The sequence below is a fragment of the Rathayibacter rhapontici genome (genome assembly GCF_001995175.1).
In the GTDB taxonomy this organism is placed as follows: domain Bacteria; phylum Actinomycetota; class Actinomycetes; order Actinomycetales; family Microbacteriaceae; genus Rathayibacter.
Genome location: NZ_MUKN01000024.1, coordinates 34400 through 56149, shown reverse-complemented (window position 1 = coordinate 56149; position 21750 = coordinate 34400). Strand labels below are relative to the sequence as shown.

The following is a 21750-nucleotide window of genomic DNA, read 5'->3' as shown; positions in this document are numbered from 1 at the left end:
CGGCGGCCGCGAGCCCTCCGGCGAGCGCGCCGAGTCCGGCGAAGAGGGGCGCCCGGCGGCGGGCGGCCGGGCGGGCGGGAGTGGTGGCGGGCTTCTGGGTCATGGCGTCCTCCGCGAGTCGGGCGAGCTTGTCGTCGCGCAGGGGCGCGAGCGACGAGGCGGGGTCGGCGGCGCGGATCAGCCGGCGCAGCTCCTGCGCGTCAGGATCGGTCATCGTCCGCTCCCCTCCTCTTCCCCTGCATGTCCGGCGGTGCCGCCGGTCTTACTCCAGAGAGCCGCGAATCTCGCGCGCGCCCGGTGCAGCCGCACCGAGACGGCGCCCGGAGTCGCTCCGAGCACCTGCGCGATCTCGCGCGGGGCCAGCTCCTCCCAGGCCGAGAGCCGGAGCAGCTCCGCGTCGGCCGGTCGCAGCTGCGCGAGCACCCGCGAGACGGCGTCGGCGGTGCCGTCGTCGGGCTCGGGTCCGGTGTCCCGCGGCGGGTCGACGACCAGGATGCGGTGCGCCAGCCTGTCCTGGCGCCGGCGGCCGCGCTCCGCGTTGGCGAGCTGCAGGCGGGCGACCCCGATCGCCCAGGCGACCTCCTCCTCCGGCACGGCGTCGATCCGGCGCCAGAGCACGATCATCGTCTCGGACAGGACGTCGTCGGCCGTGGCGGCGTCGGTCCGCCTCAGGAGGTAGCGGCGCACCGGATCCGCGGTCCGGGCGACCAGCGCCTCGAACCGCTCTCGTCGCTCGTCGGCGGGAGGCATCTGCACAGTCTCCCCTGTCCGGCTCGGCCGCGATCCTTACCGGAGTCGTCGACGCCCGCTCCGCTGGTCGAGCAGCCGCGCAGCGGCGTCTCGAGACCCGCCACCGCCCGGAGACGCGGATCTCGATACGCCCGCGGAGCGGGCTACTCGATCAGCGAGGGAGCCCGGACGCACGAGCACCCCGCCGCGATGCGCGACGGGGTGCTCGTGGAGTGCGTGGAGGGGCTCAGCTCTCGAAGGTGGCGTCGAGGGTGATCTCGACTCCGGTGAGCGCCTTCGAGACCGGGCAGGTCGCCTTGGCCTCGTCGGCGGCCTTGAGGAACGCCGCCTCGTCGATGCCGGAGACCTCTCCGCTGACGACGAGGTGGATCCCGGTCAGCTTGAAGCCGCCCGCGGAGTCCGGGCCGAGCGAGACGTCGGCGCGGACGTCGAGCGCCTCGACGGTGCCGCCGGCCTGGCCGAGGACGGCCGAGAACTGCATGGCGTAGCAGGCGGAGTGGGCGGCGCCGAGGAGCTCCTCGGGGCTGGTGGCGCCGTTGGCGTCGTCGGCGGCGCGCTTGGGGAACGAGACGTCGTAGGTGCCGAGCTTCGAGCTCGAGAGCTCGACCTGGCCCTCGCCGGTCTCGAGCGAGCCGTTCCAGGCGGTGCGTGCAGAACGAGTGGGCATGGTTCCTCCTTCGGACGGAACGGCGTCGGATGGCCGCCACGCGCGCAGAACGCGCGTTCTCCGTGATGGTCCGAGCCTACGGGGAACGACCGTTCTCCTGCAACGACCTCGGCGCAGAAGTGCGCCTTCCGGCCTAGTGCAGGACCTTCAGCCCGATCACGCAGGCCACGATCCCGAACACCAGCAGGGTCCGCACGAGCGAGAAGCCCTCGCCGCCGAAGAACATGCCGTAGAGCACGGTCAGCGAGGCGCCGATCCCGACCCAGACGGCGTAGGCGGTGCCGGTGGGCAGCTCGCGCATCGCGTACGCGAGCCCGGCCATGCTGGCCACGACCGCGACGCCGAAGACGACGGTCGGCCCGACGCGGGTGAACCCCTCCGACTTGCCGAGTGCGGTGGCCCAGACGGCTTCGAGGACTCCCGAGACGACGAGGACGATCCAGGACATGACGACTCCTACCGAGTCAGTCCTGTCGCTGTCCGGGTACTGCTCCCTCGTCCGGTCGCCGTCATCGGCTGTCCCCCATTCTGGCAAGCCTCGCTGAGCGGACCGTGTGCAGTCAGCGCGGCTGCGCCGGGTTCGTCGGCACCCCGTGCGACGGCGGGTTGATCGGCGGGCCGGAGGTCGCGGGCGACACCGGGGATCCCGTCGACCCCTGCGACGTCTCGGGCAGCGACTCCGGAACGCGGCCGGCGGGCTCGGCGCCCTCGCGCAGCTGAGCGAGGCGCGAGCGGAGGATCGTGGTGATCGGCGCGCGGTCCCCGTGCGCCTCCTCGTAGCTCAGCAGGGCGGTGACGCCGTCCTCGTCCAGGGGGCGGATGCGCTCGGCGATCGTGCCGAGCGGGATGTCGTTCCAGTCGGGCAGCGGCAGGTCCTCGCGGGAGGGTTCGGTCGACATGGTGCTCCTTCCGTTCCCCTCCATCCCAGCGGTTGCGATCGTCCGGCCCCAGGGGCTTGACCGCTGCTCAGGAACCGAGCCGCCCCGTCAGCCGCCGGTGGAAGCCGGTGCTGCGCTCGTCCAGCCCTTCGATCGACACGGTGGCGCCGTGGTCGCGGTACTTCGTCTCGATCGAGTCGAGCGCCGCGACGGTCGACGCGTCCCAGATCTGCGCGTGCCGGAGGTCGACCACCACGTGCGCGGGGTCGTCGGCGTAGGCGAAGCGGTCGACCAGGTCGTTGCTGCTGCCGAAGAAGAGGGGCCCGGTGACGTCGTAGCGCACCGACTCCCCGTCCTCGGCGACGACGCGCTCGACCGCGATCACGTGGGCGACCCGGCGGGCGAACAGGACCATCGCCAGCACCACGCCCACCAGCACGCCGAGCGCGAGGTTGTCGGTCGCGACCACGACGACCACGGTGACGACCATCACGAGCGTCTCGGGCAGGGGCATCCGCCGCAGCGTCGACGGGCGGAGGCTGTGCCAGTCGACCGTCGTGATCGCCACGATCATCATCACCGCGGCGAGCGCCACCATCGGGATCCGCCCCATCAGCGAGCTCAGCCCGGTCACGAGCGCCAGGAGGAACACGCCGGCGACGACGGTCGAGATGCGGGTCCGCGCGCGTCCGGTCTTCACGTTCAGCACGGTCTGCCCGATCATCGCGCAGCCCGCGATGCCGCCGTAGAAACCCGCGAGGATGTTCGAGACGCCCAGCGCCCACGACTCGCGGCCCTTGTGCGACGGGGTGTCCGTCATCTCGTCGACGAGCTTCGCCGTCAGCAGCGTCTCCATCAGCCCCACGAACGCCACGCTCAGCGCGGTCGGCAGGATCAGCTGCAGCGTCTCGAGCGTGAGCGGCACGAGGAACGGGGTGATCCCCGGCAGCTGCCCGGTCAGCGGACCCTCGTCGGCGACGTCCGGCACGACGAGTCCGGCGACGATCACGGCGGTGGTCACGACGACGATCGCGACGAGCGGAGCCGGCACCGCCCTCGTGAAGCGCGGCAGCACCAGGATGATCGCGAGCGTCACGGCGAACAGCACGTACGCGACCCACGGCACCCCGATCACGTGCGGCACCTGCGCGACGAAGATCAGGATCCCGAGCGCGTTGACGAAGCCGATCATCACCGAGCGCGGGATGAACCGCATCAGCCGAGCGAGGCCGGCGAGACCGAACACGATCTGGATCACCCCGGCCAGGATCACCGTGGGCAGCACGTACTGCACCCCGTGCTCGCCGACCAGCGGAGCGATGACGAGCGCGACGGATCCGGCCGCCGCCGTGATCACTCCGGGCCGCCCGCCGAGGATCGACATGGTGAGCGCGAGCACGATGGACGAGACCAGGCTGACCATCGGATCCACGCCCGCGACGACCGAGAACGAGATCACCTCGGGCACGAGGGCGAGAGTCGTCACCATGCCGGCGAGGACCTCGCGCGACAGCTGCCGCGGCGAGCGCAGCGCGTCGAGCACGGTGATCACCCGGTGCACGGGCTGGGGGCGGGCGGGAACGGCCATGGGGTGGCTCCGGGGCGGGTCGGCTCTGTCGAGCGGCTGTCGAGGGAGGAGCGCCACATCGCGCGGAGACCGCTCGGGCCGTGCCGGAGAATGGGGGCGGGGAGCGGATCGACTGCAAACCTACCGCAACGTGAGGTTTGCGGACACCCCGAGCGAGCGGAGCAGTGCGTGACGGACGAGCGGACGGCCGAGGAGGTCGAGGCGACCCTGCGCATCGGCGAGCTCGCCGACCGCTCCTCGATGTCGCTGCGCACCCTCCGCCACTACGACGAGGTCGGACTGCTGCGGCCCAGCGGACGCACGGTGGGCGGGTTCCGCCTCTACACCGAGCGCGACGTCGACCGGCTGCTGCTGATCCGCCGGATGAAGCCGCTCGGCTTCTCGCTCGAGGCGATGGCCGAGCTGCTGCGTGTCGTCGACAGCCTCGAGAGCGCGGGCACCGCGGAGGAGGACGCCGCGATCCGCGCGCGCCTGGACGCCTTCGTCGCCGACGCCGCCGCCCGCCGCGCGAAGCTCGAGGAGCAGCTCGCGATGGCCGACGAGTTCCTGGCGCTGCTGCGCGCGCGGTAGCCGCACGCCGTCGCCGGGAGGGCGGATCTCGAGACGCGGCCCGCGGCCGCTGCTCGATCAGCACGACACCGCAGGTCGGGCAGCTGCGCAGCGGCGTCTCGAGAGCCCTCACTCGCCGGCGGGCCTCAGAACTAAGGCTCATCGACGCGATCCCGCGGTCTCCGTCCGGCTCTCCGCACCCAGCCTTATCTCTGCTGGCCGAGCGGTCCGCAACCGAGGTCGGGAGCCGCCCGGACGACTGGGACGGACCCCTCGAGCCCTCTCGACCTCGGTTCAGGACAGGACGACCGCTTCGACCTGCACGAGCCTCTGCTGGTCGAGTAGCCGCGCAGCGGCGTATCGAGACCCACCACCGCCCGAAGAGGACCCGTCAGCGCGCACGCGGCGGCGCCGAGCTCTCGCGCACGATCAGCTCGGGTCGCTCCGACGAGAAGGTGGCGCCCCCGCCGTCCTCCATCGCGCGCAGCAGCAATCCGAAGCCGCGGCGGCCGAGCCCCGCGAAGTCCTGGCGCACCGTCGTCAGCGCGGGGGTCCACATCCGCGAGAGGGGATGGTCGTCGAAGCCGACCACGCTGACGTCCTCCGGCACGCGGAGCCCCGACTCGGTGAGCCCCTTGATGACGCCCATCGCGATCTCGTCGTTGCCGCAGAACACCGCCGTGACCTCGGGATCCTCCGCGAGCCGGTGCGCCAGAGCGCGCCCCGACTCCGGCTCCCACGTCGCCTCGAGCGGAGTCGGCGCGACGGCCACGCCCGCGGCCTTCAGCGCCCGGCGCCACCCCGTGGTCCGGCCGTCCTCGCGGCGCGACGGCGGGACGCGCACGTGGTGCACGGTGCGGTGGCCGAGCTCGAGCAGGTGCTCGGTCAGCGCCTGCGCCGCGTGCAGCTCGTCGAGCACGGCCTGCGGGATCCCCCGCCCGCGCACGCCCGAGAGCGCGACGACCGGCACTCCGGGCGGCAGCGCCGCCACCATGGCGACGCCGGGCGGGTCGAACTTCAGCACCGCGATGCCGTCGGGGCTCTGGCTCAGCACGAGCGAGAGCGCCTTCTCGATGTCGTCCGGGTCGGCCGACTCGATGACGGTGATCGTCACGGTCCAGCCGCCGGCGCGCGCCTCCTCCTCGATGCCGCGGATCGCCTCGGCGTAGCCGTACTGCGAGGTGTTGCCGGCGACGACCGCGATCGTGCGCGAGCGGCGGGTGACGAGGGTGCGGGCGGCGGCGCTGGGGCGGTAGTTCAGCTCGGCGATCGCGGCGAGCACGCGCTCGCGCTTGTCGGGAGCCACCTTCGCGGCGCCCGTGAGCACCCGCGAGACCGTGGGCACCGAGACTCCCGCGAGCGCCGCGACATCGGCGATGACCGGGGCTTTCGCGGCCCTGTCCCGCTTCATGTCGTCTCGCTTCCGTCCTCGGCCGTCGCGCTGGTGCAGGGCGAGCCAGGAGGGGGCGGAGGCGATCGGCGCCGCGTCGGTCTCGGAGGCGCTCACTTCACCGCGCCGCTCGTGATGCCCGAGATGATCTTGCGCTGGGCGAAGACGAACACCAGGAGGAGGGGCAGGCTCATCAGGATGATATAGGAGAAGATCAGGTGCCAGTTCTGGAGGTAGAGCCCCGCGCTGGCCACCTGGTAGAGGTTCAGCGGCAGCGTGTCGAGCCGCCCTCCGACCACGAACAGCGCGTAGAAGACGTCGTTCCAGATGTACAGGCAGATCAGGATCGTCGCCGTCGCGAGCACGGGCATCAGCAGCGGCAGGATGATCGTGAAGAACACCCGGAACGGTCGCGCCCCGTCGACCCGGGCCGCCTCCTCGAGCTCCGCCGGGATCGTCCGGACGAAGCCGGTGACGAAGAAGATCACCGTCGAGAGGTACATCCCCATGTACACGCCGACCATGCCGACGGCCGTGCCGGCGAGTCCGAGCTGGCGCAGCAGGAGCACCACCGTGACCACCGCGGGCGGCAGGACGATGCCGCTGATCGCGAGGGCGTAGACGAGGGCCATCCCGCGTCCCGTGCGGCGGCCCAGGATCCACGCGGCCATCGAGCCGAGGACGAGCACGCCCAGCACCGACGGCACCATGACGAGCACGCTGCCGAGGAACGCCTGCACCATGCGCCCGTCGGTGAAGACGGTGGCGAAGTTCTCGACCAGCTGCCACTGCGACGGAGCGGCCAGGTTGGGGTTCAGCGCCTCGGCCTGGGTCTTGCCCGCGGTGCTGATGATGAGCCAGAACGGCACGCCGAGCAGCAGGACGACGGCCGCGAGCGCCGCGGTCGGCTGGGCGAGGCGCGCGAGCGTCCGCGCCGCGGACGGGCGGTTCCTCTCGACCGGAGCGGGTGCGGACTTCCGCACAGCGGCGGGCTTCTCGACCGTGGTGCTCACAGCACGTCCTCTCGACGGCGCAGGATGCGGATGACGGGGAAGGCCAGGAGCGCGACGGCGACGAAGAGGATCAGGCTCATCGTGGTCGCCTGGGCGAACAGGCCCTGGCCGAAGGTGCGGAAGATGAAGATGTTGAGCAGCTCCGTCGTGCCGCCCGGGCCGCCCTCGGTGGTGGCCTGCACGATGTCGAAGCCGTTCATCGATCCGAGCAGCGCGGTCGCCACGTTGAAGGTGAGCGCCGGGGCGATCAGCGGGAAGCGGATGTCGCGGAACGTCTGCCACCACGAGGATCCGTCGAGCCGCGCGGCCTCGAGCACGTCGCCGCTGATGGTCTTGAGCCCGGCCAGGTAGATCAGCATCGAGAGGCCCATCCACTTCCACGAGTGGATGAGGGCGACGACGACGATCGTCCACGTGGTGTCGCCGAGCCACGCGGTCGACACGGTCTGGCCGGTCACGAACGACAGGATGCCGTTGAGCGCGCCGTCGGGCTTCAGCAGCGCCTGGAACACGTAGCCGACGGCGAGCGCCGACATGATCACCGGGATGAAGAACATCACCCGGGCGAAGCGGTTGACCCGCGTGTCCTTCTCGAACAGCAGCGCCAGGATCAGCCCGAACAGGTTCTGGAACACGGCGACCAGCACCGCGTAGACCAGCGTCACCCGCAGCGCCTGGATCAGCGTGCCGCTCTGGAACAGGTCGACGAAGTTCGAGACGCCGACGAAGCCGATGGCCGACTTGAAGCTCGACCAGTCGGTGAACGCGTAGACGAAGTTGAACAGCGTCGGCACGAAGAAGAAGACGACCAGCACGACGAGGGCCGGGACGAGGAAGACGAGCGGATGGTCGGACCGGCGGCCGCTCGCGGCGACCGGCTTCGAGGCGCGGGCGAGGACGCGGGGCGGCGCGGCTGCTCGGGTGGTGGACACGCGGTCACTGCCTTTCGAGAGAGGAGGAGGAGCGGGGGCCCGCCGCTGGACGGCCGGCCCCCGCGTCGAGGGGCTAGAAGCCGGTGGCTCCCTGAGCCTTCGCGAGCTGCGCGAACTGGTCCTGCGTGGCCTGCGCGACCTGCTCCGGGGTCTTGGTGCCCTGGATCATGTCGGCGAGGTAGATGTAGAGGTCGGGGTTGGCGATCGCCAGGGCCTGCATCGAGCCGACCGAGGTGCCGACCGACTCGCTCACCGAGACGAGTGCAGTGGGCACGGTGTCCGGCGTGGTGACCGAGGGCTCGAGCGAGATGGTGTTCTGCGCCTCGACGAAGTCGGCGTAGCCGTCGCCGAGCCAGTACGAGAGGAGCTGGCGCGAGGCCGCCTCCTTCTTCTCGTCTCCCGTCTTGAAGGCCACGAGCGCGTTCGACTGGTCCGGGATGAAGGTGCCGACGTTGCCGGAGGGCGAGATCGGGAAGAAGCCGACGGTGTCGTTCAGCGTCTCGGTGTCGGAGAGCGACTGCAGCTGGCCGAAGAAGGAGTTGACCTGCACGACCATCGCCGCGTCGCCCGCGAGGAGGGCGGCGCCCTGGTCCTCGAAGGTGGCGGTCTTGATGTCCTCGTTGAAGAGGCCCTCGTCGATCAGGCCCTTGTAGGAGTCGATCGCACCCTGGATGGTCGGGTCGGTGAACTTCTCCTCGCCCGAGTTGACGCGGTCCCAGAGGCCGTCGGCCGCGGCGTCGGCGAGCTGCACCTGCACCCACCACTGGGTGGCCCAGCGGTCGGCGCCCATCTCGAAGAACGGGGTCTCGCCGGCGGTCTTGAGCTGGCGGGCGGTCTCGAGGAACGAGGCCCAGTCGGTGGGGAGCTCGGTGATGCCGTTCTCCTCGAAGACCTTCTTGTTGTAGTAGACGCCCTCGACCGCGGGGGTCGAGACCAGCGCCGCATAGCGGGTGTCGTCGAGGGTGCCGGTGATGTCGGCGAGCGCGGGGTCGAAGTCCTCGAGCCAGGGTGCGCCGTCGAGGCTCTGCAGGTTGGTGGTCGCGTTGAGCGCGGTGAGCTGCGAGGCGGTGGGCTGCCAGAACGCCAGGTCGGGCTTGTCGCCGGTGGCGACCTTGGTCTGCACGCCCTGCTCGTAGGGGTCCGGGATCGTCTCGATCTCGACGGACGCGCCGGTGAGCTCCTCGAAGCCCTCGACGACCGACTCGGGGACCGTGTTCGAGTTCTGCGCGGCCCAGATGGTGAGCTCGGTGCCCTCGAGGTCGGCGTCCTGGGCGGGCCAGGAGGCGGGCGCGGCCGCGCCGCCGTCGGTGCCGCCGCCGGCCCCCGGGTCGCTGCAGCCGGCGAGGAGCAGAGCGGAGGCGGCCGTGAGGACGGCCGCACTGAGGAGTGACTTCTTCATCGAAATACTCGAGCTTTCTGTGTAGTGGAGAGGGTATGCCGGGACGGGTGGACCCGGCAGGGGTGGGGGGTCAGGTGGTGCGGAGGGACAGGCGGAAGGTGCGGGCGGAGGGGCCGGAGCCTGTGGGCCGGACGGTGAGGCGGGCCGTGGACGGATCCCAGGCGGTGCCCCAGGCCGTCAGCGCCACGGGGAACACGACCGCGACGTCGACGTCCTGTCCGCGCAGCTCCGGGACGTGCAGCACGACGTCGTCCGTGCCGCTGCGACGCCAGACCGAGACGAGGTGCTCGTCCTCGGTGCGCAGCGCCAGGGCGACGGAGTCGTCCGTCCAACCGGGAAGGCCGAGCGGCCAGCGGGGCGAGGACGAGGCGATCGCGCCGCGGAGCGACTTGGCCGCGGCGACGGCCTCGTGCACCAGCGCGAGCTGCGGGTCGGACATCCGGTTGAGGTAGCCCGAGAGGTAGAACCGGCCGAGGAGCCCCGTGACCAGGCAGAACGCGATCTCCTCGTCGTCCATGTCGGCCTGCGGGTACGCCCAGCTGGCCGCCTGCTCCGGGAGGAGCATCATGGGCGCCGCCGCCGCGATCGGCGGGTAGAGGCGGAAGTCCTGCTGGTCGGAGGTCGACTGCATCTGCAGCCGCGACATCACGGCCCAGTCCTGGCGCATCGCTCCCGAGGAGCAGCTCTCGATCACCAGGGTCGGGTGCCGGTCGAGCAGCGCGTCGAGCCAGGCCAGGTAGGCGCGGTTGTGGCCGAGCAGGCCGTCGCCGACGGAGTCGGAGGCCGCGTCGGTGCCGGGGCCCGCGTCGATGTTGTAGTCGAACTTGAAGAAGCCGATGCCGAAGTCGGCGACCAGGCGGTCCACCGTCTCGTCGAGGTGCGCGACGGCGGCCGGGTGGCGGAGGTCGAGGTGGAAGCGCTCGTGCTCCTCGATCCGGATGCCGCAGCGCTGCAGGAACGCGTCGTCGGGCAGGCGGTCGGCCATCGGGCTGTCGACGCCGATCACCTCCGGCTCGAGCCACAGGCCCGGGACCAGCCCGTGGCCGTGGATCCGCTCGACGACCTCGCCCAGACCGCCCGGGAAGCGCTTCGCGGACGGCTGCCAGGCGCCGACGCTGCTCCACCAGCCGCCGGGCACGCCGCTCTCGTCGTACCAGCCGGCGTCGATGCAGAAGATCTCGCTCCCGCGGCGGCCGCGGCGTCGATCAGCGGCAGCAGCTTCCCGGTGGTCGGGTCGCCGTTGAGGGTGTTCATGTAGTCGTTGAAGACGACGGGCAGGGCGGCGTCGTCGGGGTGGGAGCGGCGGGTCGCGCGGCGGTGGTGCGTCAGCGCGGTGACGGCCGCGTCGGAGGTGGCTCCGAGCGCCACGGTCACCGGGACCGAGGTGAAGACGTCCCCCGCTTCGAGGGCGCGGATCCAGCCGTGGTCGAGGTCGGTCGGGCCCGAGAGGGCGAGCGTGCCGCCGTCGATGTCCTCGCCGACCTCCCAGCGCCACGCTCCGTTGTGCTCGATCTGCCAGAGCAGCGCGGCGTCGGAGGCGATCAGCCCGCCGACCGGGAGGTGCGAGCCGGTGGACCAGCTGCCGGTCGAGACCGCGCCGACCGCGCCGCGCGGGTCGTGGCCGGTGATGTCCTCGCGGAGGGTGACGAATCCGGAGTCGCGGACGGGCGCGGTGCTCCAGCGCCCCTCCCCCAGCCAGTCGTTCTCGCCGCGCAGCAGCGACCAGCGGGTGAAGGCGTCCTTGCCGTCGGCGCCCGACGGAGCGCCGAGGTCGGCACTCCAGGATGCGACCGAGCGCAGGACCTGGCGGGACAGCGCACCGACCGCGACCTCGGAGGTGACGGCGGCGACTCCGACGACCTGGCGCAGGACCGCCCGGGCGACGACGCCGAACGACGGGGCCTCGGCCTCGATCTCGAGCACGGCGACGCCGTCGACGAGGCTCTCGCGGTGCGAGACGTAGCGCATCGCCGCCCCGATGCGGGAGTGGGTGAGGCGGGAGCTCGCGGGGTCGTGGCCGGCGGCGGCGGTGGTGATCTCGAAGAAGGGCGCGACGTGCGTCGCCTCGAGCCGGACGCCCCGGGACTCGAGGACGACGAGGGCGAGCGGGGCTCCGGGCGAGCGGTCGAAGGTCAGTCGGAGCCCGTCGAGGGGACCCCAGGTCAGCTGCTCGGGCACAGGAGCTCCTCGTCGTCGCGGAGTGGGAAGGGCGGGGCCCCGGAATCGGGACTGGACAGATACTGATACCGATTTCATCAAAGCGCAAGCGCGTGATGAAAGCGTTATCTGCGCGGGTCGCCACGGAGGCGATCGAGTCTGGTAGCGATTTCAGAAATGTCTGGTGATCACCTCCTGATATCGATATCGTGCTGGCACCGACCCGTCTCGACATCGCCTCGACAGCGATCTCGGATCCCTTCTCAGCGTTGAGGAACCCATGCACACTCCCCACTCCTTCTCGAGGCGGATCACCGCCTCGATCGCCGCTCTCGTCGCACTTCCGGTGCTGGCGACCTCGACACTCGTCGGCGCCGGTCCCGCGGCCGCGGTCGACACTCCTCCGACCCCCGCCGTCCTGTACACGTTCGACCAGAACCCCTCGGCGTCGACGATCGCCAACCAGGGCTCCCTCGGCTCCGCCTTCGACGCCCGCGTCCGCAACGCGGCGTCGCTGGCCCGCGGGACGGGCCCGGTCGCCGGGTCCGGCGCCTCCGGTCTCTTCCCGGGAGGTGCGCAGGGCTCGTCGCAGGCCGCCGCCCCGTACCTCGACATCCCGGCCGGCCTCTTCGCCGACACCTCGGCGATGACCGTCTCGACCTGGGTCAAGTGGGACGGCGCGAACGCCGGCCAGCTCCCGTGGTCATACATCATCGGCAGCGACGCCCTCCCCCGCGACAACTGGGGCCTCTACCACGTGCCGAACGAGGGCGGGCAGTCCAAGGCCGCCGCCAACACCGGCACCGAGGTCAAGGCCGTGTCCTCCACTCCGCTGCCCACGAACACCTGGGCGCAGATCACCACGGTCGCCACGACCGACTCCGTCTCGTACTACATCAACGGCTCGCTCGTGCGGACGGAGGCGGTCTCGCTCGACTTCGCGAAGCTCGCCTCGCCCTCCAGCACCCGCTCGGGCCTGATCGGCCGCGTGCCGTGGGCCGGCCCCTACGCCGCGTTCTTCGGCGGCCAGTTCGACGACTTCGCGATCTACCGCAGCGCCCTCACGGCCGAGCAGGTCTCGACCGCGTACCTCGAGGACGCCGGCGCGATCGTCTCGGTCGAGCGTCAGAGCTTCACCGCGTCCACCGCCGCGAAGGTCGCGCCGACCCTCCCCGCGACCGTGAACGTCACGCGCGAGTCCGGCCCTGCCACCGCGGCGATCACCTGGGACGCCGTCCCCGCCTCCGCCTTCGCCACCGCGGGGGCCACGTTCACCGTGAACGGCACCGTCGCAGGATGGGCGACGCCGTTCACCACGACCGTCACGGTCACGGCCCGGCCGACCGAGCCGATCGCCGTCGACTTCGGGCAGGACACGGGCGAGTTCCGCGGAGGCGCCTCCGGCACCCTCTACGGCCTCGGCGACGAGGGCTCGCCGACCCAGGCGCTCGTCAACGGCGCGGCGATGACCAACGTGTCGCAGAAGCCCCCGTTCGGCACGCAGCACCCGGGCGGCGACGCGTTCACCGTCGAGAAGACCTTCTTCGACAAGTACGGCGAGGACCTCTACCTCTACACCCAGGACTACTACCCCGACTGGCCCTACAACGGCGGGAAGCGCCCCGGTGACGACCGCAGCTACGTGCGCGGCGCCGACGGACAGCTGACCGACGCGTTCACTGCGGCCCCGAACGGCGTCTGGGACTACCTCGAGGTGCTCGAGATCGTCGTCGACGAGGTCGCCCGCGAGGCCGAGAACCCCGAGAAGTACGTCTTCATCCCGTTCAACGAGGTCGACCTGCAGTGGCTGAACTCGGACGACCTCTACAACCGCTACATGCACGTCGGCAACCAGCCGAACAGCTTCACCCCCGGTGGAGCGACCGACTGGAAGGCGGCGTGGGACGTCATCACCGCCACCTACGCGAAGCACGGTCTCGCGCGTCCGCAGATCGCGGGCCCCGGAGACGCCGCCTGGCGCGGTGAGGGCAACATCAAGACGTTCCTGACCATGGCCCGCGCGACGAACACCGTGCCGGACATCTACGTCTGGCACGAGCTCCGCGGCTACCAGTGGCTGCCCGACCGGGCGTCGGACTTCCGCCGCTACGCCGCCGAGGTGGGCATCGCCGCCGCCGACATCCCCTCGATCAACATCACCGAGTGGGGCGCCAGCACCGACATGAGCTCGCCCGCCAACCTCCTGCGCTGGTTCGCCGGCTTCGAGGCGGCCAAGATCGACGCCCAGACGGCCTACTGGACCGCCTCCGGCACGCTCTCGGACAACCAGGCCAAGGTCAACGCCGCGAACGGCGGCTGGTGGCTCTTCAAGTGGTACGGCGACCTGACCGGGTCGCGCACGGCAGCGGTCACCACCAACCGCGAGAAGGCGATCGCCGCGATCGACCGGGACGCCGACCGCGCCCAGGTGATCGTCGCGGGGATCCCCGACGGCCGCGACGGCGCTCTGACGCTGAACGGCCTCGACAGCGCGACGTTCGGCTCCTCCGTGGACGTCGAGGTCCGCGAGGCCGTCGTCAGCGGCACCGACGGCATCGCGGGCACCCCCCGGGTCGTCCTCGCCGACGACGCCGTGTCCGTCGTGAACGGCCGCGTCGAACTGCGGATCCCCTCCGCGAACTCGTCGAGCGCCTACCAGGTCGTCGTCACTCCGGCCGCGACCCGCGACGTGGAGGCGGCCGCCGCCGCCCAGGGCGAGCGCCACGTGATCGAGGCCGAGGCCACGCGCCTCACCGCCGCGGCCACCCGCACGCCCGACGGCTACCGCGCCTCCGGCGACCGCGACGTCTCCGGCTTCGCCGCCGTGGGCTCGCGCGCCGACTGGTCGGTGACCGTGGCGCAGGCGGGTCTCTACCGCCTGCAGATCCTCGGAGCCACGCCCGGCCGGGCCGCGCAGCACGCGGTCTTCGTCGACGGCGCGTTCTCGACGCTCGCGCAGTACGGAGCGAACGCGATCAAGCCGAGCAACGTCCGCACCGTCGCCCGCGGCAGTGCCGAGGTGTACGTCGCCCTCAGCGCCGGCACCCACACCGTCGGAGTGCGCACCAGCAAGGACGGGACGACCCTCCTGCCCGGCGCCGGAGCCGACGGCGGAGTCACGCTCGACCGCTTCGAGCTCGTCCGGGTCGGCGACACGGTGAACGCCGAGTCCGTCGAGTACCCGGCGACCGGGTTCCGCCTGATCGACGGCGCGACGCTCTCGGGCGGCCGCCTGTCGCTCGAGACCGGCGAGCGCGCCGACCTCTACCCGTCGACGTTCGAGTCCGGCTACTACGACCTCGCCGTGGCGTGGGAGGGTGCCGCCGGCACTTCGCTGACGGTCGACGTCAACGGCCGCCGCGCGGGGACCTTCGCCCCGGGCACGACGACAGTCCGCGTCCACCTGCCGGAGGGCATCAGCGAGGTCGAGCTGGCGAGCACCGGCAGCGTCCGCGTCGGGTCGGTCACGACCACCCGTGCGGTCGCCGGTGACGCGAGCATCGTCCGCGTCCAGGCCGAGGACCTCGCCACCGTCGGCCTCGGCGGCACGGCCGCGGTCGCCGGCTTCGGCGGGGCGCTCACGAACGGATCCGGAACCGGGTACGTGACGGGCCTCGGCATCACCGACGCGGACCCGGCGAACGAGGGCACGCTCACCGTGCCCCGCCTGCCGGGCTTCGACAAGGCGGGCGCCTACGACGCCGTCGTGCACTACTCGAACGACGACATCGAGGGGACGCACGACTACAACCCGCAGGTCGTCGACCTCGGGCTGCAGGCCGAGGAGGCCGGGACCACCGGCCTCGTGGGCCGCACCACGTTCCGGTACACCTACTCCTCCAGCAACTTCTGGGAGGCGGTCCTGCCGCTGGACCTCGCGACCGACTCCGGTCCGGTGACCTTCGGCAACACCCGCTCGACGCTGTTCATCGACGAGGGCCCGACGACGAGCACGAACGACGACCGGGTCCTGCCCGGCTACGCCGTCGCGCCCGACGTCGACCGGATCGACTTCGCTCCGTTCGTCCTGCCGGCGCAGGAGACGACGCTGAACGTCGTGAGCACGGCCGCGGTGCGCTGCATCGCGGGCAAGGCGGTCGTGACGGTCACCTCGGTGAACCGGGACTCGGTGCCGGTCGATGTGACGATGACCCGCGGGACGACCGTGAAGTCGTTCGCCCAGGTCGCGCCCGCCAAGGCGGCGACGCACGCCTTCAGCACCCGCCTGGCGGTGCTGCCGGCCGGCGAGGTGTCGGTGGCGGTGAGCCGATCCGGAGGCGGAGCGGGAGCGCACACGCAGACGGTGGCGCACCCCGCGACCACCTGCCGGTGAGGCGCGGGCGGTGACCGCCGGACCCGGTCCGACGTGATCCGGCCCTGACGACGAGGACCTCCCGCGTCGAGCTGCTGCTCGGCACGGGAGGTCCTCGTCGTCTGGGCGGGTCTCGACCCTCGCAACCAAGGCTGAGGAGGGCGATCGGGCCTGTTCCCAGGGGATCGCGCCGCTCAGCCTTCGTTCTGCAGGCCGGCCGCGCGCGACCGGGGTCAGTCGCGGTCGCGGACCCGCCCGCCGCGCTCGCTCCGGCGCTTCGTGACGAGGTGCAGGACGGCACCGATGCCCAGCAGGGCGGCGCCGTAGGCCCAGACGATCGGGTCCTGCTGGGTCAGCAGGAGGACGCACGACGCGACTCCGAGGACCGGGATCGCCGTCCAGACGCGGAAGTGGTCGTGCTCGACGTGATCGCGGCGCAGCACCAGCACCGCGACGTTGGTGCTGATGAAGACGAGCAGGAGGAGGAGCACGACGGTCTCGGCCAGCGTCGCGAGGTCGCCGACGAGCGTCAGGAGGCACGCCGCCACGGTCGTCACGACGATGGCGACCCACGGAGTCCGGCGCTTGGGCAGGACCTTGCTCAGCACGGCCGGCAGCAGCCGCTCCTCGGCCATGCCGTAGGTGACGCGGCTGGCCATGATCATGGTCAGCAGGGCGCCGTTGGCGACCGCGATCAGCGCGATGAGGCTGAACAGCCAGGCCGGGACGCCGACTCCGGAGGCGGTGACGACGTCGAGCAGCGGAGCGGAGGACTCGCCCAGCTCGTCGGCGGGCAGCGCGATCGAGCTCGCGAGGCCGACGAGGACGTAGACGGCGCCGGCGGCGAGCAGCGATCCGAAGAGGGCGCGCGGGTAGACGCGGCTGGGGTCGCGGACCTCCTCGGCGACGTTGGCCGAGGTCTCGAAGCCGACGAAGGAGTAGTAGGCGATGATCGCGCCGCCGAGCACGGCGAGGGCCGGTCCCTGCTCGCCGCCGATCTCGACCGTGCGCGAGAGGTCGCCGCCGCCGCCGGCGACGAGCAGCGCGACGCAGGCGATCACGATCAGGAGGCCGCTCACCTCGATCACGGTCATGACCGTGTTGCTGAGGAGCGACTCCGCCACGCCTCGCGCGTTCAGGCACGCGACGAGGATGAGGAACACGATCGCGGTGGGCACGGTCGGCACGTCGAGGAAGGTGCCGAGGTAGTCGCCGGCGAACGCGAGCGACAGACCGGCCGCGCTCGTCACTCCGGCCGCGAGCATCGCGAACCCGACCAGGAACGAGACGATCGGACGGCGGAAGGCGCGCTGGGCGAAGACCGCGGCGCCTCCGGCCTTGGGGTACTTCGTGACGAGCTCGGCGTAGGAGCCGGCCGTGAGGAGCGAGAGGCCGAGCGCGAGGAGCAGCGGCATCCAGACGGCGCCGCCGACCTCGTTCGCGAGGGTGCCCATGAGGGCGTAGATGCCGGCGCCGAGCACGTCGCCGAGGATGAAGAAGAAGAGGAGCGGGCCGGTGATGCGGCGCTTCAGCTTCTGCCCGTCCGAGCCCGCGTCGGGCCTACCTGCGTGTGCCGTGGGGCCACTCGTGGTCGCCATGTCGTCCTCCCGTCGCGTGCGTCCCGGGGTCGGGGTGGCACGACGGGCCAGGCTAGGCGGGGCGCGGCGGGGTGGGACAGAGACTTGACCGGGCGGAGACGGCGCGCTAAGGGACGGATGTCGGGTCGCGCAGGGTCGTCGGTCGGCGCGGATCCGCGCGTCAGTCGCGAACGACGTGGCGGCCTCCGCGCTGACGGGCCATCTCGGCGCCCTCGCGCTCGGCCTCGTCGCGGTCGGAGTGGTGGGTCAGCGGGACGCGGGCGTCGGCGATGCGGTTGTGCCAGCCGTTCTCGTCGGCATAGGTCTCGATCGGGGCGATGCGGGTGGAACTGGGGTGCACGGAGGCTCCTGTCGTGTCGGGTCCTCCAGGCAATCGCGCGGGGCCGGGAGGCGGGAGGGGCTTGACCGCCGGGGCGGTCGCGGCGACCCTGGCGGCCCGCGACTCCGCAGAAGTCGTCGTACTGGGGCTCGAGTACGACGACTTCCGGAGAGTCGAGGGCGACGGAGGCGGGGCCCGGCTCGCAGGAACGCGTTCGGCTCGCAGGATCCGGGGAGTCCTGCGAGCCGAACGAGCCGTGACGAGCCGGAGGTGCGGAAGCCGGCCTCCGCCCCGACTAGGAGATCTTCGCGCGGAGCGCCGCGGCGGCCTCGCCGACGTCCGGCGCACCGTAGATGGCGCCGCCCGCGACGGCGACCACGGCGCCCGCGGACTGCACCGACTCGATCGTGGCCGTGCTCACTCCGCCCGCGACCGAGAACGGCACGCCCGAGGACTCGCCGTCGCGCAGCAGCGTGTCGAAGGTGAAGCCGTCCTCGGCCTGCTCGTCCAGGCCCGCGTGCATCTCGACGAACTCGGCGCCGAGCGCGACGACCTCGCGGGCGCGGGCGGCCTTGTCGGGCACGCCGATGAGGTCGACGACCACGCCCTTGCCGTGCTTCTTCCCGGCCGCGATCGCACCCGCGATCGTGCTGTCGCCGGCGACTCCGAGGACCGTCACGAGGTCGGCGCCGGCCTTGAACGCCATGTCGGCCTCGAGCTCGCCGGCGTCCATGGTCTTGAGGTCGGCGAAGACGATCTTGTCGGGGTGGGCGTCCTTGATCGCGGTGATCGCCGAGAGGCCCGCGCTCTTGATGAGCGGGGTGCCGAGCTCGAGGATGTCGACGTGGGGAGCCGCGGCGGCGGCGAGCTCGAGGGCGGCCTCGGTGCTGAGGGTGTCCATGGCGAACTGGAGCTTCACGGGGTTCTTCTTTCTCTAGGGAGTAGGGGGAAGTCGGTGGAGTGCTGGGGTCATTCGAGGTTCGCGTGGCGCGGCCAGAGCTCGTCGGCGCTCTCGCCGCGGCGCTTCCAGAGCGCGTGGAACAGGGCGTCGCCGGTGAGCACGACGACCTGCTCGAAGAGCCCGCCCGAGTACTGGGCGGAGGCGGTCCCGGAGCGGTCGAGCTTCTCGGCCGCCGGCACGATCACGACCGCGGAGGCGAGCTCGGCCAGCGGAGAACCCGCGGCCGTCGTGATCGCAGCGACACGAGCACCGGCGTCGACGGCCGACTGCGCCGCGCGGACGATGCCGCCCGTGGTGCCGGAGCCGCTCGCCGTGAGCAGCACGTCGCCCTCGCGGATCGCAGGAGTGGTGACGTCGCCGACCACGTGCACGACGAGACCGAGGTGCATGAGGCGCATGGCGGTCATCCGCAGGGCGAGACCGGAGCGGCCGGCGCCGTGCACGAAGACGCGGTCGGCGTCGGCGAGCAGCGCGGCGACGGGCTCGAGGCGGTCGTCCTCGGTGAGGGACGTGGCCGCCGCGGTCACCTCGGCGACGATCACGGCCAGAGCCTTCGCGGGGTCTGCGGTGGAGTCCTCGATGTCGGGCATGACTCCAGCCTGCGCGCGACCGCTGCAGGAGTCGGCCCCCTGATGAGGCAGGCCCTCCTACCCGTTCGGGTAGTCCGGTATCGGAGGAGGTAGGACGGGTAGGTTCGTCGGATGGACTCCTCCCCCGCCTCCCGCGCGCTGCTGCTCGAGCACGCCCGCACCGTCGCCGAGCAGGCCGATCGGCACGCGGTCGCGCTGGAGTCGGTGCTCGCCGCCCTGCGCGCCGACCGCCTGGACGATCGTGCGGCCCGCGCTGTCGCGATCGACATCGCCGCGAACGCCCTGGTCGAGCTGCGCACCGCGACCGACGAGCAGCGCAGCGCGATGCTCGAGCCCGTGGTGGGCGCCTTCGCGCGCCTCCGGAGCGACCTGCGCCCGCTCGTGCGCTTCGGCGACCTGGACGTGCAGTTCGTCGAGCCGCCGGCGACCGGTCGCGCGCTCCCCGGCGAGGTCGCCCACGCGGCCCGCGCGATCGTCCGCAGCGCCGTGCTGGCCTTCGTCGAGTCGGAGCAGACGCGGCGCGTGCGGATCCAGTGGGACTGCGACGGCCTCAACCTGCTGATCGAGATCCGCGACGACGGCCGCGGCGAGCTGACCGCCCGCGACGAGGCCCTGCGCCCGATCGCCGAGCGCGTGCGCGGCCTCGACGGCGACCTCGCGATCACGTCGACCGCAGGCTGGGGCTCGACCCTGTCGATCCGCCTGCCTCTGGACCCGCCCGCTCAGCCCGACGGCCTCGACCTCGCCGAGCTGAGCGCCCGCGAGCGCGAGGTGCTGCACCTGATCACCCTCGGCGCCTCGAACCAGCGCATCGCCGACGACCTCGGCATCAGCGGCAACACGGCCAAGTTCCACGTCTCGAACCTGCTGCGGAAGGCGGGGGCGCGGAACCGCGCGGAGCTGGCGGCGCTGGCGCGGTGAGCCCGAAGGTCCCCGTACGCACCACGCTGACCGCTAAGCCCCCTCCGAACTTGAGAACACGATAAACACGCCGTAGAAAGATCGTCAAACACTTGCTTTGATTTTCGATCAAGGTGAGCTCTCTGAAAGCAAATTATGTACCGCCGTTATCCCCGATTGTTGGGTAGCAAGCTACGGGAGAAGCGGCCGTGAGCAAATATGCCTCCCCATCCGATAGCTCAAGGCCGACCACCAATACGGAGCCCTCCCCCTCACCCAAACGCAAAGCCAATTTTTGGCCATCCGCGCCGATAGCCTTTAATCGGGCGATAGAAAGAGCAGACGTCTTGTCGGACCGCGCGTAGGGCGGCGGCATCTTGTCCCCAAGGGACAAAACGTGGGGTCCTTCCACTTCGAGCCCGTACTGCTCGGCGGAGCGGCTTCCATGGGAGAGCTCATTCCGATGCAGGAAGATCGGAAGACAATCGAATTCGCTGGGCAACTCAGGCAGTCGCTTCACAAAATTGTCCGCCAGTTCCACGCATCTCAGGTCCGCGAACCTGCTTATCGCTTCTGAACCGTCCGTCAATGGTTTTGCGTCGAGCTCCAACCGGCCAAGTCGGCCGACGACCCCCCTGGCGTCTTCGATAGATCCGGGGTCTAGGTCAACGACTCCAACGCTAACCTTCACAGGAACACCAGCAAGAAGTTCACCGACGACACGGTCCTCTTGCGGCAACGAATAACCAAGAATAAAAAGGTCAGTTGCTTCCGAAATAGCCACCCCGGCTTCTCGCCAAATACTTGTCATCATTGATGAGCTGTAGTATCCGTCCTTCGAGGTCATAGGGGGGATCAAGTAGCGGTCTAGCTGGCGCAGGCCAGAGTAGTCGACATCAGCAATCATTGCCTCGTGACCTGCATAACCACGTTTCTCGCGTGAGCGGAGCAGATCGGCCGATCCTGACTTCGAACCTGATCCGAACCAATTAAGCGAACCGTGCATCTTGAGCACTTGAAAAGAACCGGACAAGTGGTCGAGTCCCGTATCCCCAGCATATTGGGCAGATGTGACGGACGGAGCGGGAAAGACCAATTCGTCGCCGTAACGAATTATGTGACCGGGTCGAGAAACGAGACGAGCATGAGTAACGGCTCGCTCCAGCAATAGATCATAGTTAAAAGTGATTATGATTGCGCCTTCAGCACCCCAAACCTGCACGAGGGCAAGAAGCCAGGGGGGGACGTCCGTGTTCGCCGCCGAGTCACTCCTAAGATCCAGAATACTTGCAATCTCACTGATGACTCGCGCTGCGCCCGCGGATCGTCGCGCATTCACATGCGCAGGCAGAAAAGGAAGAGGCGTCATTTGTAGCGTGAGCCATTCTTCAAACGTCTGACCACTTCGAAGATTGAACGCTATTTCCCCTTTGAGTCGACGCTTTATCTCGCGCCCCAATTCGTCAGTCACTGGCATTTCGGAGCTGATGGCTCTAGAAAAGCCAGCTCCCAGGATATACACGGGGCGGCCTTTTTTGCTCATGAGGTGCATGAATAGCCGACATTTGATTTCAGTTGTTCCTGCCTTGTAGCTCAGGTCATGGCTCGGGCCGGACCGTCACCCGAACCAGCCGCTTAGGAGCGGCAACACGGCGAAGCTCCACGTCTCGACCCTGCTTCGGAGGGCGTGGGCTCGGAGCTGGCGGAACTGGCGGAGTTGGCGGGACTGGCGGAGCTAGCGGAGCTG

General features: G+C 70.7%; 19 protein-coding genes and 1 riboswitch. Of the genes, 3 read left to right on the top strand and 16 right to left on the bottom strand.

Features of this window, described 5'->3' with window-relative positions; genetic code table 11:
- From B0T42_RS09495 to B0T42_RS09470, 6 genes are all read right to left on the bottom strand, one after another.
- A partial coding sequence (locus tag B0T42_RS09495; protein WP_139344466.1) for a hypothetical protein occupies window positions 1–214 on the bottom strand: 214 nt, incomplete at its 3' end.
- Window positions 211–750 (bottom strand): RNA polymerase sigma factor, encoded by a 540-nt coding sequence (locus tag B0T42_RS09490; protein ID WP_077222949.1) that lies wholly within the window; start codon window positions 748–750, stop codon window positions 211–213. The genes B0T42_RS09490 and B0T42_RS09495, both read right to left, overlap by 4 nt.
- Before the next feature lie 226 nt (window positions 751–976).
- Complete coding sequence (locus B0T42_RS09485) at window positions 977–1417, bottom strand: OsmC family peroxiredoxin (RefSeq protein ID WP_077222948.1); 441 nt, start codon at window positions 1415–1417, stop codon at window positions 977–979.
- A 133-nt stretch (window positions 1418–1550) separates the two neighbouring features.
- On the bottom strand, window positions 1551–1865 hold the full coding sequence (locus B0T42_RS09480; RefSeq protein WP_077222947.1) for a DMT family transporter: 315 nt from the start codon (window positions 1863–1865) through the stop codon (window positions 1551–1553).
- 10 nt (window positions 1866–1875) lie between these two features.
- Window positions 1876–1939: riboswitch (guanidine-III (ykkC-III) riboswitch) on the bottom strand.
- A 38-nt stretch (window positions 1940–1977) separates the two neighbouring features.
- The gene (locus B0T42_RS09475; RefSeq protein ID WP_077222946.1) at window positions 1978–2316 is read right to left on the bottom strand and encodes a DUF8129 domain-containing protein; all 339 of its coding nucleotides are present in this window, start codon (window positions 2314–2316) and stop codon (window positions 1978–1980) included.
- Between the two features lie 67 nt (window positions 2317–2383).
- The gene (locus tag B0T42_RS09470) at window positions 2384–3883 is read right to left on the bottom strand and encodes a SulP family inorganic anion transporter (RefSeq protein WP_077222945.1); all 1500 of its coding nucleotides are present in this window, start codon (window positions 3881–3883) and stop codon (window positions 2384–2386) included.
- A 168-nt stretch (window positions 3884–4051) separates the two neighbouring features.
- On the opposite strand from B0T42_RS09470, the gene B0T42_RS09465 reads away from it, so the two are divergent.
- The gene (locus tag B0T42_RS09465) at window positions 4052–4453 is read left to right on the top strand and encodes a MerR family transcriptional regulator (RefSeq protein WP_269087514.1); all 402 of its coding nucleotides are present in this window, start codon (window positions 4052–4054) and stop codon (window positions 4451–4453) included.
- Window positions 4454–4823: 370 nt separating this feature from the next.
- On the opposite strand, the gene B0T42_RS09460 is transcribed toward B0T42_RS09465, so the two are convergent.
- The 5 genes from B0T42_RS09460 to B0T42_RS21270 all read right to left on the bottom strand — a co-directional run bounded on the left by B0T42_RS09460 (window position 4824) and on the right by B0T42_RS21270 (window position 10304).
- Entirely contained in the window at window positions 4824–5843 is a 1020-nt protein-coding gene (locus B0T42_RS09460; RefSeq protein WP_077222953.1) for a LacI family DNA-binding transcriptional regulator, read from the bottom strand.
- A 92-nt stretch (window positions 5844–5935) separates the two neighbouring features.
- Window positions 5936–6835: a carbohydrate ABC transporter permease gene (locus B0T42_RS09455; RefSeq protein WP_236720202.1), complete on the bottom strand. Its 900-nt coding sequence runs from the start codon at window positions 6833–6835 to the stop codon at window positions 5936–5938.
- Window positions 6832–7767, bottom strand: a complete 936-nt coding sequence (locus tag B0T42_RS09450; protein WP_077222943.1) for a carbohydrate ABC transporter permease — start codon at window positions 7765–7767, stop codon at window positions 6832–6834. Before B0T42_RS09450 ends, B0T42_RS09455 begins: the two co-directional genes overlap by 4 nt.
- Before the next feature lie 73 nt (window positions 7768–7840).
- Window positions 7841–9166, bottom strand: a complete 1326-nt coding sequence (locus tag B0T42_RS09445) for an ABC transporter substrate-binding protein (RefSeq protein ID WP_077222942.1) — start codon at window positions 9164–9166, stop codon at window positions 7841–7843.
- Window positions 9167–9236: 70 nt separating this feature from the next.
- Window positions 9237–10304 (bottom strand): glycoside hydrolase family 36 protein, encoded by a 1068-nt coding sequence (locus B0T42_RS21270; RefSeq protein ID WP_236720201.1) that lies wholly within the window; start codon window positions 10302–10304, stop codon window positions 9237–9239.
- A gap of 1299 nt (window positions 10305–11603) precedes the next feature.
- Here B0T42_RS21270 and B0T42_RS09435 point away from each other — a divergent pair.
- Window positions 11604–15656, top strand: coding sequence for a LamG-like jellyroll fold domain-containing protein (locus B0T42_RS09435; protein WP_077222941.1), 4053 nt, complete (start codon window positions 11604–11606; stop codon window positions 15654–15656).
- Window positions 15657–15868: 212 nt separating this feature from the next.
- Here B0T42_RS09435 and B0T42_RS09430 read toward each other — a convergent pair whose 3' ends face one another.
- From B0T42_RS09430 to hxlB, 4 genes are all read right to left on the bottom strand, one after another.
- Entirely contained in the window at window positions 15869–17233 is a 1365-nt protein-coding gene (locus B0T42_RS09430; RefSeq protein ID WP_077222940.1) for an APC family permease, read from the bottom strand.
- Window positions 17234–17393: 160 nt separating this feature from the next.
- Window positions 17394–17573: a DUF2188 domain-containing protein gene (locus B0T42_RS09425; protein ID WP_077222939.1), complete on the bottom strand. Its 180-nt coding sequence runs from the start codon at window positions 17571–17573 to the stop codon at window positions 17394–17396.
- Window positions 17574–17847: 274 nt separating this feature from the next.
- Complete coding sequence (hxlA, locus tag B0T42_RS09420) at window positions 17848–18471, bottom strand: 3-hexulose-6-phosphate synthase (protein ID WP_077222938.1); 624 nt, start codon at window positions 18469–18471, stop codon at window positions 17848–17850.
- Between the two features lie 50 nt (window positions 18472–18521).
- Window positions 18522–19103 (bottom strand): 6-phospho-3-hexuloisomerase, encoded by a 582-nt coding sequence (hxlB, locus tag B0T42_RS09415; protein WP_077222937.1) that lies wholly within the window; start codon window positions 19101–19103, stop codon window positions 18522–18524.
- Window positions 19104–19214: 111 nt separating this feature from the next.
- Here hxlB and B0T42_RS09410 point away from each other — a divergent pair, with 111 nt between their 5' ends.
- Window positions 19215–20024, top strand: a complete 810-nt coding sequence (locus tag B0T42_RS09410) for a LuxR C-terminal-related transcriptional regulator (protein WP_077222936.1) — start codon at window positions 19215–19217, stop codon at window positions 20022–20024.
- A gap of 133 nt (window positions 20025–20157) precedes the next feature.
- Here the strand turns inward: B0T42_RS09410 and B0T42_RS19515 are convergent, their stop codons facing one another.
- Window positions 20158–21546, bottom strand: coding sequence for an SIR2 family protein (locus tag B0T42_RS19515; protein ID WP_139344465.1), 1389 nt, complete (start codon window positions 21544–21546; stop codon window positions 20158–20160).
- Window positions 21547–21750: the final 204 nt, after the last annotated feature.